The sequence below is a fragment of the Vitiosangium sp. GDMCC 1.1324 genome (assembly GCF_003044305.1).
Classification (GTDB): Bacteria; Myxococcota; Myxococcia; order Myxococcales; family Myxococcaceae; genus Archangium.
In genome coordinates this window covers 198809-211745 of sequence record NZ_PZOX01000021.1, presented here as the reverse complement: position 1 = coordinate 211745, position 12937 = coordinate 198809, and the positions used below count along the sequence as shown (strand labels likewise).

The following is a 12937-nucleotide window of genomic DNA, read 5'->3' as shown; positions in this document are numbered from 1 at the left end:
AGCTGCCGGGTGGCTGGTCGTGGCTCTTGAGGTCCCTCCAGAAGGCGGAGGCGAAGAGGATGGGCAGCGCCGGATGCTTCTGGCGCAGCTCCTGGATGAAGTCCGTCCCCGTCATCCCCGGCAGCAGCCCGTCCACGATGGCGGCATCCACCCGGATGCCCGCCAGTACGGTGCGCGCCTGCTTCACGTCGCGGGCCGACTCCACCTCGTAGCCCCGCTCGCGCAGGTAGGCGGAGACGAGCGACTGGAGATCCAGATCATCCTCGACGAAGAGCAATGTTCCACGGCTCATGAGGCCTCCTCCTTCACGGAGCGCTTGGAGAGACGGGTCGTCATGGGGTCTCAGGCGGGCGGCAGCAGCCGTTTGATCTCCGCGGGCAGCGTCATGGGGTCGAACGGCTTGCCGATGACGCCCACGGCCCCCAGCTCCAGGTAGCGCGCCACCTCCTGCTTCTGGATCTTCGCCGTCATGAAGATGACGGGCGTGTGCGCGGTGGCTTCCTGGGCGCGCAGCTGGCCGAACGTGGTGGGCCCGTCCATGCCCGGCATCATCACGTCCAGGAGGATGAGGTCCGGCCGCTCGGCGGCGGCCTTGGCGAGGGCCTCGGCGCCCGAGGAGGCCATCACCGTCTGCCAACCTCCCACGCGGCTGAGGCTCAGCTGGCCGATGGTCCGGATGTCGTCCTCATCATCCACGAGCAGCACCTTGCGAATCGTCATGGGGACTCCTGGCCGGGCGGGGGAAGGGGATGCCATTCGGGCAGCTCCACCCGAAAGGTGGTGCCGGCTCTCGCGGCGGTGACGAAGTCCAGCGAGCCCCCCATCCGCTCCACCAGCCCTCGAGCGATGGAGAGCCCCAGTCCCGTGCCGCCCTTGCGCCGGGTGTCGGAGCCGTCCGCCTGGGCGAACTTCTGGAACATGCGGGAGTGGAATGCCTCGGGGATGCCCGGCCCCCGGTCCTCCACGCTCACGCGCAGCCGGGGGCCTACCCGCTCCAGCCGCAGCGTCACGCGCTCGCCGCGCGGGGAGAACTTGAGGGCGTTGGACAGCAGGTTGGCCAGCACCTGGAGGAAGCGGTCCCCGTCCACCTGGGCCCGGGCGTCCGCGGCCTCCACCACCGTCTCCACGGTGACGCCGTACTGCTCCGCGTAGCCGTGGTGGGCTTGGGCGGCCTGGGTGAGCAGCGGCCCCAGCTCCAGCGGCTCCAGGTGGACGTCCAGCTTGCCCGCCTCCATCTTCTCCAGGTCCAGGATGTCGTTGATGAGGCGGATGAGGCGCTCGCTGTTGCGGTGCGCGATGCCGATCATCTCCGTCGCCATCTCCGGCAGCGCCCCGGCCACCCCTCCGCCCAGGAGCCCCAGCGCCCCATGAATGGAGGTGAGCGGGGTGCGCAGCTCGTGGCTGACGGTGGCGATGAACTCACTCTTCATCCGCTCCACGTGGCGGCGCTCGGCCTCCAGACGTTTCTGCTCGGTGATGTCGCGCGCCACGCCATAGAGGATGCCCTCCTCCGGATTGACGGTGGCGCTCCACTGGAGCCAGTGCCAGACGCCGTCCCGGTCGCGGCAGCGGTGCTCGAAGCGGGGGAGGGGCTCGCCCCGGGCGCCCTGCTCCAACCATCCGGCGGTGGTGGCCCGGTCCTCCTCGTGGACGAGCTCCAGCAGCGGCGTAGCGCGCAGGGCCTCCTCGGAGTAGCCGAGCGCCCGGGACCAGGCCCGGCTGAGCTGCCGGAAGGTGCCATCCAGCCCGGCGATGCAGAGCATGTCCACGGACAGCTCGAAGAAGCGCTCCTGCCGCGCCAGCGCGGTGCGTGCCTCCTGGAGGGTGAGGGCGTTGAGCTCCAGCTCCACCCACGAGGCCAGGTCCTCCAACTGCTGGCGCTCCTCCTCGCTGAAGGAGCGGGCCCGGCGGTCGATGAGGCAGAGCGTCCCCACGGGGCTGCCGTCCACGGCATGGAGGGGGTGGCCCGCGTAGAAGCGCACATGGGGCTCGCCGGTGACGAACGGATTGTCGGCGAAGCGCAGATCCTCGTGTGCGTCCGGCACCACGAAGGTGTGCGGGGTGAGGATGGCGTGGCCACAGAAGGAGAGGCTGCGGGCCGTGGAGAGGCCGTCCAGGCCCACCCGGGCCTTGAACCATTGCCGGGTCTCATCCACCAGGGTCACCAGGGTGATGGGGACGCGGAACATCCGGGCGGCCATCCGGACGATGCGGTCGAAGCGCTCCTCGGCCGGGGTATCCAGCAGACCCAGGCGCTGGAGGGCCAGCAGGCGCCTCGGCTCATCGGGCGGCAGGGGGGGAGGAATCATGGGGGCTCGAACGAGGTCGGGCGGACACCGGGGGAGCTCCAGTGTAATCGGGGCGGGTGCGGGTGGGACTCCACACGAGCGCACCTGTCAACCGGAAGGCTTACCGGGCCTCCGGGCGGGTGGAGGTCCAGCCGGGGGGCGGTGGGGGCGCCTCAGAAACGCGACAACGCGAGAAACGTCTTCATCTTCTCGTTCGTCTCGCGCAAACGCACGGACAGGGTGCGCACGAAGGACCACAGCAGCACATAGGCCAGGTCCTTGTCCGTGAACATCAGGTGGTCCAGGTGCTCGCGCTCGATGACCCACAGGGTGCACGAGGTATGGGCGAAGGCATCGGCCGAGCGGGGGATGTCCTCGATGACCGCCATCTCCCCGAAATACTGGCCCTTTTCCAGGATGGCGAGCGCCTCCTCGCCCATGCCGGGCACCTGCTGGGAGATGCGCACCTTGCCTTCCAGGATGATGAACATCTCCCGGCCGGCATCACCCTCGCGGAACAGGCAGACGCCCGCTTCGTAGCCCCGGGGCCGAGCGATCGCCGCCACGCGGTGGAGTTGACTCTGGGTGAGGCCCTCGAAGAGCGCAACCTTCTTGAGGATCGAGGCATCCATGTGTCGCCAGTTCGTACCACGGCCAGGGGGGCTCTGGTACGGTGGCACCCCATCTTCGAGAAACAAGAGGAGTGACGACCCGTGGCGGAGAAGATCAACAAGGTGACCATCATCGGCTCGGGGCCCGCGGGCTACACCGCGGCCATCTACGCCGCTCGTGCCAACCTGGAGCCGGTCATGTTCGCCGGTGGCCCCACGCTCGAGGATCCCCAGCGCGTGCCGGGTGGCCAGCTCATGGTCACCACCGACGTGGAGAACTATCCCGGTTTTCCCGAGGCCGTCACCGGCCCGGAGCTGATGGACCGCTTCCAGAAGCAGGCCGAGCGCTTCGGCACCGTCATCCACATGGAGAACGTGGTGAAGTTGGACCTCTCCAAGCGCCCCTTCTTCATCCAGGGTGAGACGGCGAGCTGCTACTCGGAGACCATCATCATCGCCACGGGTGCGACCGCGAAGTGGCTGGGGGTGAAGGGCGAGGACCTCTACAAGAACCGGGGCGTGTCCGCCTGCGCCACCTGCGACGGCGCCTTCTTCAAGAAGCAGGACGTGCTGGTGGTGGGCGGCGGTGACACGGCGATGGAGGAGGCCACCTACCTGGCGAAGATCGTCAACAGCGTCACCCTGATACACCGGCGTGACACCCTGCGCGCCTCGAAGGTGATGCAGGAGCGGGCCCTGAAGAACCCGAAAATCTCCTTCCTGTGGAACAGCGCCGTCGAGGAGGTGCTGGGCAACGAGAAGGGGATGACGGGCGCGGTGGTGCGCAACCTGAAGACGAACGACACGAAGCTGGTGACGGCCACGGGCCTGTTCGTGGCCATCGGCCACACGCCCAACACGGGGCTGTTCCAGGGCGTGCTGGAGACGCACCAGGGCGGCTACCTGAAGACGGTGCCGGGCAGTACCCGCACCAACATTCCGGGCGTGTTCGCCTGCGGCGACGTGCAGGACAGCTACTACCGGCAGGCCATCACCGCGGCGGGCACGGGCTGCATGGCGGCCATCGACGCCGAGCGCTGGCTCATCGAGCAGGGCGAGTAGCCCATCCCTCCTCCAGGAGAGCCGGACACACCATGAGCACGAAGCGGAAGACGGTGGCGGTACACGCGGGCGCGCAGTTGACGGGGAGCAAGTCCCAGCCGGTGGTGCCGCCCATCCACGTGTCGGCGGTGAGCTTCTTCGACAACAGCGACGAGCTGGACGCGGCGCTGGATGGCAAGGACTACGTCTACTCGCGCATCGCGGCGCCCAACGCGGCACTGCTGGAGGAGGCGGTGGCGGCACTGGAGGGCACGGAGGCCAGCGTGGCCTACGCGAGCGGCATGGCGGCGCTCCGGGCCGTCTTCGACGTGCAGAACCTCAAGGCGGGCGACGTGGTGGTGATGCCGGCGGACGGCTACGGCGTCACCCGGTCGCTCTTCAAGAGCCTGGCGGCGAGGACCGGGGCGCGCATCGAGCCGCTCATCCTCACGGACGCCTCGGCGCCCGAGCGCATCGTCGCGCTGCGTCCCAAGCTGGTGCTGGCCGAGAGCGTCACCAACCCGCTGCTGCGCGTGCCGGACATCCGGGTGCTGGCGCGGGCGTGCCGGGAGGTGGGCGCGGCGTTCGCGGTGGATGCCACCTTCCCCTCGCCGTACGGGCAGCGCGCGTGCGAGCTGGGGGCGGACTACGCCATCCAGTCCACGACGAAGTGGCTCAACGGGCACAGCGACGCGCTGGGCGGCACGGTGAGCGGCAGCCGCGAGAAGATGGCGGCGCTGCGGGCCGCGCGCCTGCTGGGCGGTGACGTGCTGGGGCCCTTCGAGGCGTGGCTCACCCTGCGCGGCGTGCGCACGCTGCCGGTGCGCATGAAGGCCCACTGCGAGCACGCGGCGCACGTGGCGAAGCGGCTCTCCGAGTCCTCGCTCATCGAGCGTGTCCATTACCCGGGCCTGCCGGGCCATCCGGATTTCGCGGTGGCGCAGCAGGTGCTGGAGGGCGGCTTCGGCGGCATGGTGGCCTTCGACATCCGCGGCGCGGGCCGGCCCGAGTGCTTCCGTTTCCTGGAGGCGGTGAAGCTGGCGAGGGCGGCGCCGTCGCTCGGGGACGTGTGCACGCTGGTGATGCACGCGGCCAGCGCGAGCGCCCGCCGCATGACGCCCGAGGAGCGGCAGGCAGCCGGCATCGGCGAGAGCCTCATCCGCGTCTCGGTGGGACTGGAAGACCCGGATGACATCGCGGACGACCTGCTCGCCGCGGTGGCGGAGGCGGTGAAGCGGTGAAGATGGTGGACGTGGGAGGGAAGGAGAAGACCGAGCGCGTGGCCGTGGCCACCGCCCGGCTTCGCATGCTTCCCGAGACGCTCGAGCGGATCCTGAAGGGGAAGGTGGAGAAGGGGGACGTGCTGGCCGCGGCCCGGCTCGCGGGGGTGATGGCGGCCAAGCGGACTCCGGACATCGTCCCGCTGTGCCATCCCATCGCGCTCTCGGGCGTGGAGGTGCACCTGGAGTCTCGGAAGGACGCGCTGGAGATCCGCGTCACGGTGCGCACGGTGGATCGCACGGGCGTGGAGATGGAGGCGCTCACCGCGGCGTGTGCCTCGGCGCTCACGGTCTACGACATGTGCAAGAGCGTGGACCGGGGGATGGTGATGGAGAGCGTGCAGCTGGAGCACAAGTCCGGCGGTCGCTCCGGCACGTGGGACCGAGAGGAAGCTCCCGCGAAGCAGCCTGGGAAGAAGTCCGGGACGCGCTCGCGGCGCAAGACGGCTCGCCCGGCGGGCCGGTAGTCCTCGCTCTCGTTCACCTGGGGGCGGAGACGAACGCGGACACGCGCGCGGTGGCGTTCTGCCTCAAGTTCATGAAGAAGAGCTGGTACTCGATCGGGTGGTAGTTCCCGTTGCCGAGCACGCGATCGAGAATCTGGCTCATGACGTCGCGAGGGGCGGCGCCGACGTGAGAGACGATGAGCGTGCCGTTCACGCATCGGGCGTCCGCGAAGGCGGCGCGCGGCGTGGGGTCGTCGCTCTCGAGGAACACGGCGCCCGCGTTCAAGTCGGCCGGAGCCTGCGCGCCGTCCGTACGCCAGGACAACGGATTCGTGCACAGGCGCTCACGGAGGTCCGTCCGATGCATTTCGAATTCCGTCGGCACGTACTCCGGGCCTCGTGCGTTCCAGGCGATGACGCAGTGGAGGTCATCGGGCGCGTGGCATGCCGGAAGGTCAGGGGCCCGTTCGCGAAGGCCGGCCTCGGTGACCCGGCCGCCGATGAGGTAGGCCGCGACGAGCTGGTTGCGGAGGTCCGTGCCCGAGATGACCTCATGGAGGAGGCGCTCCGCCAACACGGTTCCCTGGCTATGGGAGGCGAGAATGAAGGGCCGTCCCGATCCGCGCCTTGCGTTGAAGGCGTCGAAGGCTCGCCTGACGTCTTCGTACGCCCGGGCAATCGCGCGATCTCCCTCCGCGGAAGGGCTCGTGAACGCCGTACCATTGGCCTGGCGGTACCTGGGCGCGTAGACCGCGCAGCAGTCATTGAACGCCGACGCCTGGATGCCCGTGGCGACGCGATCGGTGGCTTCATTGAGCGCCGGATCGTCGGTGGGAGCGTTCCATCGGTTGCGGATGTAGGACGTCGGGTGGATGTAGAAGACGTCCGCGCGAGCGTGAAGTTGATCCGCTGGAGGGACGCCCGTTGGCGAGCGGTCCGCGGAGTCGTCGCGTTCCGGAAGCGCGCTCCAGTTTCGGGGGTCGGCGTAGTCCGGGGCGGGAGGAGGCGTCTCGACGTCGAACGAGACCCCTGGCGTCATCATGTGGCGCACCAGGTTTCCGATGTTCCGTGCGACCAGCACGCTGGCCAGGGCGACCGCGAGCCCCGCCCAGACCGCCCACCGCACTGCCTTCCTCCTCCTGCTCACGGCGCACCTCACCTGGGGACACGAAGCCAGACGCGAGTGTGTCACCCGGGCTTTTCGGTAGGGAAGGGCAGGTGGCCGGGCAAAGGTTCGTCTCCTGGTGGGCACTGGCTCTCGGGGGCGGTAGGCGGGGCGGGACTGAAGTTCCATGCTGCGGCCTCCTTCCGGAGGTGCACATGTCTCGGGCCGCCAGCCGCCGCCTCTTCCTGTCGGTGACCTCGCTCGCGGGAGTGGGGCTCGTGTGGAGTGGCACCGCCAGCGCCGCGCCCCCTCCCCGGAGCAAGGAGAAGTCCCGGCCCGCCGAGGTCAATGCCACCGAGGACCTCATGCGCGAGCATGGTGTCATCCGCCGCACGTTGCTCGTCTACGAGGCCTGCGCGAGCCAGCTCGGCACCGGGAGCCCGCCACGCGCGGACGTCATCTCCTCCGCCGCGAACCTCATCCGCCGCTTCGCCGAGAACTACCACGAGCGGCTCGAGGAGGAGCAGGTCTTCCCCCGCCTGGAGAAGGCGGGGAAACAGGGTGACCTCATCCGGGTGCTCCGGGAGCAGCACGCCGCGGGGCGCAAGCTCACCGAGGGCATCCTGAAGTCCGCCACACCCGCCGCGCTTCAGGAGGCGGGGCAGCGGCAGTCCCTGGCCGGCTCGCTCCAGTCGTTCGTGCGCATGTACCAGCCGCATGCCGCGCGCGAGGACACCGACCTCTTCCCCGCGTTCCATGCGCTCTTCGACGAGGCGGAGTTCCACGAGCTGGGCGAGCGCTTCGAGGAGCGGGAGCACCAACTGCTGGGCAGTGGTGGCTTCGAGGGCGCTGTCGCGGAGGTGGCTCAGCTGGAGAAGTCGGTGGGCATCCACGACCTCGCCGCGTTCACCGTGCGCTGAGCCACTCGCGCGCTGCCAAGTTCTCCGGAGTCCCTACCGGAGCCCCGCGTCCAGCATGTCCCCGCCGAGCGTCGAGGGCGGCAGGAGCCCGCCTCCGCCGAACCCCGCGTCCGTCGTGTCGAGGAGCGAGGGATAGGTCCCCAGCGAGCCGGCGCCTCCGACGCCCCCGTCCATGCCGGTGTCATACGGCGTGGGCTGCGGGAGCGGCGTGGTCTGGGGTACCCCTGGCTGGGGGGTGGAGGGTTCGATCTGTGCGTTCGCCACCGCGAGCGTCAGCACCGAGGCCCCGAGCACCGCGCCTGCCAGCATGAGCCGCGTCTTCATGTTGAGGACCATGTTCCGCCTCCTCCCAAAGTCCATGGCGCAACGAAGGTGGACATGTAGGTCTTCTCCCTGCAGCGAGCCCCGGCCCTTCCGTCCGGGAAGGAAGCGAGCGGCTCCAACTCCCTGAAATTCCTCGGAGAGTGTGCATCCGGACACTTTGCCCTTGACGCCTTGTGTCGGTTCCGGGCATTTACCGACCGGTCGGTAGGTCGGCCGTGAAGCACCGGGCTGGCCCAAGGAGAGATGCGATGCAATCGGGTCGGAGGCCGGACGATGGAGAGCGCTACCGGGCCATCCTGGAGACGGCGGCGCGCCTCATCTGCGAGCGCGGCTTCGAGGGCACCTCGATGCAGGAGATCGCCGCCGCGTGCCGGATGACGAAGGCGGGGCTCTACCACCACGTCCAGAACAAGGAGCAGCTGCTCTTCGACATCATGAGCTACGGGATGGACGCCTTCGAGCAGCAGGTGCTCGACAAGGTGCGCGCCAACCCGGACCCCGTCGAGCGGCTGCGCGAGTGCATGCGGCTCAACATCCACCTGGTGACGGGCGGCTGCATCAAGGAGGTCATCATCATCCTCCACGAGCACGCCACGCTCCGGGGCGAGGCTCGGGCCTTCATCGACAGCCGCAAGAAGGCCTACGTCCGGTTCCTCGAGGACTCGTTCTCCGAGGCCGTGCGCATGGGGCGCATCCGCACCGTGCAGCCCACCGTCGCCGCGTTCTCGTTCCTCGGCATGGTGCTGTGGATCTACAAGTGGTTCCAGCCCGACGGGCGTCTGTCGGCCGATCAGGTCGCCAACGAGATGGTGGAGCTGCTCTTCGCGGGCCTGATCACGCCGGCGGCGGCCGCGGCGCCCGGGTCGAGTGCTCCCATGCTGTCGCTCGTCCCGCCCAAGGCGGTGGGAGGGGAGTCATGAAGCCGGCGCGCTGGGGCTCGGTGACCGAGCTGGTGGCGTCCATTCCCGATGGGGCCTCGCTGGCCACCGGGGGCTTCATGCTGGGCCGCGCGCCCATGGCGCTGGTGTTGGAGCTGATCGCCCAGGGCCGGAAGAACCTCCAGCTCATCTCGCTGCCCAACCCGCTGCCCGCCGAGTTCCTGGTGGCGGGGGGTTGTCTGGCGCGGGTGGAGCTGCCCTTCGGCGCGCTGAACCTGGAGGGCCGGGTGCGGCCCATGCCGTGCCTCAAGCGGGCCATCGAGCAGGGTCGCATCGACTGGCGCGAGCATGATGGCTACCGCGTGGTGCAGCGGCTGCGCGCGGCGTCCATGGGCCTGCCCTTCATTCCGGCGCCGGACGCGGACGTGTCCGAGCTGGCGGATGTCGAGCCGCTCCCGACGGTGGTGGACCCATTCACCGGGCAGCGGGTGCCGGTCGAGCCGGCGGTCTACCCGGACGTGGCGCTCATCCATGCGCGTGCGGCGGACGAGCGGGGCAACCTGTTCATCGAGGACCCCACGACGGATCTGCTGGTCGCGGGCGCGGCCCGCCGGGTGCTGGCGACGGCCGAGGAGCGCGTGACGCGGCTGCCCCGGGTGACGATCCCCGGCTTCCAGGTGGAGCGCGTCGCGCTCGCGCGGGATGGAGCGCTGCCCACCGGCTGCACCGGGCTGTATCCGCATGACGACGAGATGCTCGCGGACTACCTCGAGCTGGCGGAAGCCGGCCGGGAAGCCGAGTTCCTCGACGCGCTGCTCCGGACGCGGAGGGCGGCATGAGCGTGGCGTCGGCCGTATCGCCTGCCGAGGTGGTGGTCTCCCTGCTTGCCCGGGAGATTGACGACGGGGCCGTGGTGGCCACCGGAGTCGCCTCGCCGCTGGCCATCCTCGCCATCGCCGTGGCCCGCGCCACGCACGCGCCGGGGCTGACCTACCTGGCCTGCGTGGGCTCGTTGGACCCGGACCTGCCCTGTCTGTTCCCCTCGTCCGAGGACCTTGGCTACCTGGACGGGCGCTCGGCGGAGATCTCCATCCCGGACCTCTTCGACCATGCGCGGCGGGGACGGGTGGACACCGTCTTCTTCGGAGCCGCCGAGGTGGATGTCCAGGGGCGGACGAACATGACCGCCTCGGGCAGCCTGGAGAAGCCGCGGACCAAGTTCCCCGGTGTGGCGGGAGCGGCGACGCTGCGGCAGTGGGTGCGCCGGCCGGTGCTGGTGGTGCCGCGCCAGTCGCGCCGCAACCTCGTGCCCGAGGTGCAGGTGGTGACCACGCGGGACGATCGCCGCCCGGTGAAGCTCATCTCGGACCTGGGCGTCTTCGAGCTCGGGGCCGGCGGGGCCCGGCTGCTCTCGCGCCATCCCTGGGCCTCGCTCGACACCATTGGCGAGCGCACCGGCTTCACCTTCCAGGTGGATGAGTCGCTGCCCGTCACTCCGCTCCCGGACGCGCGCACCGTGTCGGCGATCCGGGCAATCGATTCCCATGGCCTTCGCGACCGGCTGGTCGGGGCCTGACACACCGTCTTTTCTGCCAGGAGTACAGGATGAAGGCCGTCGTTCTTCGTGAGTTTGGCGAGGCGAGCAATCTGCGCATGGAGTCCGTGCCCGATCCCCGGCCGGGACGCGGCGAGGTGCTCATCCGCGTTCACGCTTGTGGCGTCTGCTACCACGACGTCATCAACCGCCGGGGCAACCTGCCGCGCACCCATGTGCCCGCCATCCTCGGCCACGAGGCCGCTGGCGAGGTGGTGGAGGTGGGTCCGGACACTCCGGGCTGGAAGGTGGGAGACCGCGTGGCCACGCTGCAGCGGCTCTCGTGCGGCGAGTGCGCGCTGTGCAAGAGCGGCCGCAACAGCCTGTGCAAGAAGGACAACCGCTTCTTCGGAGAGGAGATCTCCGGAGGCTACGCGCAGTACATGACGGCGCCGGTGGCGGGGCTGGGCCGGGTGCCGGCGAACCTGCCCTGGCCGGTGGCCGCCACGGTGTGCTGCACGCTGGGCACGGCCGTCCACACGGTGCGCACGCGCGGCCGGGTGCGCGAGGGCGAGACGGTGCTCATCACCGGGGCCAGCGGAGGCGTGGGGCTCGCGGCGGTGCAGCTGGCGAAGCTGGACGGGGCGCGCGTCATCGCGGTGACGTCCGGTGAGGCCAAGGTGCAGCCCCTGCGCGAGGCGGGCGCGGACGAGGTCATCGTCTCGCGCGGGCTGGACTTCGCGTCCGAGGCGCGCAAGCGCACGGGCGGCGAGGGCGTCAACGTGGCCATCGAAATTGTCGGCAGCGCCACCTTCGGGCAGACGCTGAAGGCGATGGCGCCGGGCGGCCGGGTGGTGGTGGTGGGCAACCTGGAGTCGGGCATCGTGGAGCTCAACCCGGGCCTGGTCATCGTCAAGGAGCTGGAGATCCTCGGGGCCTACGCCACCACGCGCGCGGAGCTCGACGAGTCGCTCCAGCTGGTGGCCGACGGGAAGATCCGTCCCTTCGTGTCGGAGTCCGTCTCGCTGGCGGACGCCGCGCGGGCGCACTTCCGGCTGGAGAACCGTGAAATCGCGGGCCGGCTGGTGCTGGTCCCCCCTGAACTGCAGTGAGCGCATCGAGCGAGGAGCAATCCATGAAGAAGCAGGTTGGAATCGAAGCGCTGGCCATCGCCGTGCCGCGCCGCTACGTGGACATCGAGGACCTCGCCCGGGCGCGAGGCGTGGATCCCGCCAAGTTCACGGTGGGCCTGGGCGCGAAGGAGATGGCGGTGGCGGACCCGGGCGAGGACTCCGTGGCGCTCGCCGCGACGGCCGCGGCCCGGGTCATCCAGCGCAACAACGTGGACCCGGCCAAGGTGGGCATGCTGGTGGTGGGCACCGAGACGGGAGTGGACCACTCGAAGGCGGTGGCCTCGCACGTCCAGGGGTTGCTGAAGCTGCCCCGGTCGATGCGCACCTATGACACGCAGCACGCGTGCTACGGCGGCACCGCGGGGCTGATGGCGGCGGTGGAGTGGATTGCGTCCGGAGCGGGCGCGGGCCGCTCGGCCATCGTCGTGTGCTCGGACATCGCTCGCTATGGGCTGAACACCGCGGGTGAGCCGACCCAGGGCGGTGGCGCGGTGGCCCTGCTTGTCTCGGAGCAGCCGGACCTGCTCGCGCTCGACATCGGGCTGAACGGGGTCAGCTCCAACGACGTCTACGACTTCTGGCGGCCGCTCGGCCGGAGGGAGGCGGTGGTGGACGGGCACTACTCCATCTCTTGCTACCTGGAGGCGCTCGCGGGGGCGTACCGGGGCTGGCGCGAGCGCGCGCTGGCGCACGAGGTGGTGCGCTGGGGAGAGACGCTCCCGGGCGAGCAGCTCGCGCGAATCCTCTACCACGTGCCCTTCTGCAAGATGGCGCGCAAGGCGCACACGCAGCTGCGGCTGTGTGACCTGGAGGACGCGCCGGGCGCCGCGGAGAGCACTCCGGCGGCGCGCGAGGAAACGGCGAAGTCCTCCGCCAGCTACGACGCGCAGGTGGCGTCGTCCCTGGGGCTCAACGCGCGCATCGGCAATGTGTACACCGCCTCGCTGTACCTGGCGCTCGCGGGCCTGCTGCAGGGCGAGAGCGCCGCGCTGGCCGGCAAGCGCATTGGCCTGCTGTCCTACGGCAGTGGCTGCTGCGCGGAGTTCTACTCGGGCGTGGTGGGCGAGGCCGCTGCCCAGCGGATGGCAAAGGCAGACGTGGAGTCGGTGATCGCGAAGCGGGAGCGCATCACCCTGGACGAGTACGAGCGCATCATGCGTCTCTCCTACGACGCGCCGGAGCGGGTGAGCCCGGCGCCGGGGGAGTTCCGCTTGGTGGAGATCCGCGACCACCGCCGCATCTACGCCGCCGGCTGAGCCCTCCGGACACGGCCCGGGCGGAGAGAACCCCCCCGGGCGGGTTGTCGCGCGACTGGTCCGATGGCAGGGTTGGTCGGAACAGCGGATTGAGCCTGAGCGGCTGGAGGGCATGGCGAAT

The 12937-nt window shown here is 70.0% G+C and carries 14 protein-coding genes and 1 pseudogene; 9 read left to right on the top strand and 6 right to left on the bottom strand.

Annotation, left to right across the window (positions count from 1 at the left end):
* Positions 1-103 precede the first annotated feature (103 nt).
* The 4 genes and pseudogenes from DAT35_RS62215 to DAT35_RS43770 all read right to left on the bottom strand — a co-directional run.
* Positions 104-292: pseudogene (locus DAT35_RS62215) on the bottom strand (response regulator); the annotation flags it as partial.
* 50 nt (positions 293-342) lie between these two features.
* On the bottom strand, positions 343-720 hold the full coding sequence (locus DAT35_RS43780) for a response regulator (protein ID WP_108075271.1): 378 nt from the start codon (positions 718-720) through the stop codon (positions 343-345).
* Positions 717-2309, bottom strand: coding sequence for an ATP-binding protein (locus DAT35_RS43775; protein WP_108075270.1), 1593 nt, complete (start codon positions 2307-2309; stop codon positions 717-719). Before DAT35_RS43775 ends, DAT35_RS43780 begins: the two co-directional genes overlap by 4 nt.
* Before the next feature lie 152 nt (positions 2310-2461).
* A complete protein-coding gene (locus DAT35_RS43770) occupies positions 2462-2920 on the bottom strand; it encodes a cyclic nucleotide-binding domain-containing protein (RefSeq protein ID WP_108075269.1) in 459 nt (152 codons plus the stop codon).
* 81 nt (positions 2921-3001) lie between these two features.
* Between DAT35_RS43770 and trxB the strand changes: the two genes are divergently transcribed.
* Genes trxB through moaC form a run of 3 tightly spaced genes read left to right on the top strand, consistent with a single transcriptional unit; the run spans position 3002 to position 5687 of the window.
* Entirely contained in the window at positions 3002-3961 is a 960-nt protein-coding gene (gene trxB / locus DAT35_RS43765; RefSeq protein WP_108075268.1) for a thioredoxin-disulfide reductase, read from the top strand.
* Between the two features lie 32 nt (positions 3962-3993).
* Positions 3994-5181, top strand: coding sequence for a PLP-dependent aspartate aminotransferase family protein (locus DAT35_RS43760; RefSeq protein WP_108075267.1), 1188 nt, complete (start codon positions 3994-3996; stop codon positions 5179-5181).
* Positions 5178-5687, top strand: coding sequence for a cyclic pyranopterin monophosphate synthase MoaC (gene moaC, locus DAT35_RS43755; RefSeq protein ID WP_108075266.1), 510 nt, complete (start codon positions 5178-5180; stop codon positions 5685-5687). Before DAT35_RS43760 ends, moaC begins: the two co-directional genes overlap by 4 nt.
* Positions 5688-5700: 13 nt before the next feature.
* Here the strand turns inward: moaC and DAT35_RS43750 are convergent, their stop codons facing one another.
* On the bottom strand, positions 5701-6792 hold the full coding sequence (locus tag DAT35_RS43750) for a DUF3089 domain-containing protein (protein WP_158502131.1): 1092 nt from the start codon (positions 6790-6792) through the stop codon (positions 5701-5703).
* Between the two features lie 194 nt (positions 6793-6986).
* On the opposite strand from DAT35_RS43750, the gene DAT35_RS43745 reads away from it, so the two are divergent.
* On the top strand, positions 6987-7691 hold the full coding sequence (locus DAT35_RS43745; RefSeq protein WP_108075264.1) for a hemerythrin domain-containing protein: 705 nt from the start codon (positions 6987-6989) through the stop codon (positions 7689-7691).
* Positions 7692-7724: 33 nt separating this feature from the next.
* On the opposite strand, the gene DAT35_RS43740 is transcribed toward DAT35_RS43745, so the two are convergent.
* Entirely contained in the window at positions 7725-8027 is a 303-nt protein-coding gene (locus DAT35_RS43740) for a hypothetical protein (protein ID WP_108075263.1), read from the bottom strand.
* Positions 8028-8263: 236 nt separating this feature from the next.
* Here DAT35_RS43740 and DAT35_RS43735 point away from each other — a divergent pair, with 236 nt between their 5' ends.
* Genes DAT35_RS43735 through DAT35_RS43715 form a run of 5 tightly spaced genes read left to right on the top strand, consistent with a single transcriptional unit; the run spans position 8264 to position 12816 of the window.
* A complete protein-coding gene (locus tag DAT35_RS43735; protein WP_108075262.1) occupies positions 8264-8935 on the top strand; it encodes a TetR/AcrR family transcriptional regulator in 672 nt (223 codons plus the stop codon).
* On the top strand, positions 8932-9732 hold the full coding sequence (locus DAT35_RS43730) for a CoA transferase subunit A (RefSeq protein ID WP_108075261.1): 801 nt from the start codon (positions 8932-8934) through the stop codon (positions 9730-9732). The genes DAT35_RS43735 and DAT35_RS43730 overlap by 4 nt, the downstream gene beginning before the upstream one ends.
* Positions 9729-10469: a CoA-transferase subunit beta gene (locus DAT35_RS43725; RefSeq protein ID WP_108075260.1), complete on the top strand. Its 741-nt coding sequence runs from the start codon at positions 9729-9731 to the stop codon at positions 10467-10469. The genes DAT35_RS43730 and DAT35_RS43725 overlap by 4 nt, the downstream gene beginning before the upstream one ends.
* Positions 10470-10498: 29 nt before the next feature.
* Positions 10499-11539, top strand: a complete 1041-nt coding sequence (locus DAT35_RS43720; RefSeq protein ID WP_108075259.1) for an alcohol dehydrogenase catalytic domain-containing protein — start codon at positions 10499-10501, stop codon at positions 11537-11539.
* Between the two features lie 23 nt (positions 11540-11562).
* The gene (locus DAT35_RS43715) at positions 11563-12816 is read left to right on the top strand and encodes a hydroxymethylglutaryl-CoA synthase family protein (protein WP_108075258.1); all 1254 of its coding nucleotides are present in this window, start codon (positions 11563-11565) and stop codon (positions 12814-12816) included.
* Positions 12817-12937: the final 121 nt, after the last annotated feature.

Bases quoted from the DNA above. Each gene is read 5' to 3' on its own strand.
- DAT35_RS43780 (WP_108075271.1), bottom strand. From the start codon at position 720: ATGACGATTCGCAAGGTGCTGCTCGTGGATGATGAGGACGACATCCGG.
- DAT35_RS43760 (WP_108075267.1), top strand. From the start codon at position 3,994: ATGAGCACGAAGCGGAAGACGGTGGCGGTACACGCGGGCGCGCAGTTG.
- DAT35_RS43735 (WP_108075262.1), top strand. From the start codon at position 8,264: ATGCAATCGGGTCGGAGGCCGGACGATGGAGAGCGCTACCGGGCCATC.
- DAT35_RS43715 (WP_108075258.1), top strand. From the start codon at position 11,563: ATGAAGAAGCAGGTTGGAATCGAAGCGCTGGCCATCGCCGTGCCGCGC.
- DAT35_RS43725 (WP_108075260.1), top strand. From the start codon at position 9,729: ATGAGCGTGGCGTCGGCCGTATCGCCTGCCGAGGTGGTGGTCTCCCTG.
- DAT35_RS43740 (WP_108075263.1), bottom strand. From the start codon at position 8,027: ATGGTCCTCAACATGAAGACGCGGCTCATGCTGGCAGGCGCGGTGCTC.
- DAT35_RS43730 (WP_108075261.1), top strand. From the start codon at position 8,932: ATGAAGCCGGCGCGCTGGGGCTCGGTGACCGAGCTGGTGGCGTCCATT.
- DAT35_RS43720 (WP_108075259.1), top strand. From the start codon at position 10,499: ATGAAGGCCGTCGTTCTTCGTGAGTTTGGCGAGGCGAGCAATCTGCGC.
- DAT35_RS43745 (WP_108075264.1), top strand. From the start codon at position 6,987: ATGTCTCGGGCCGCCAGCCGCCGCCTCTTCCTGTCGGTGACCTCGCTC.
- DAT35_RS43770 (WP_108075269.1), bottom strand. From the start codon at position 2,920: ATGGATGCCTCGATCCTCAAGAAGGTTGCGCTCTTCGAGGGCCTCACC.
- DAT35_RS43775 (WP_108075270.1), bottom strand. From the start codon at position 2,309: ATGATTCCTCCCCCCCTGCCGCCCGATGAGCCGAGGCGCCTGCTGGCC.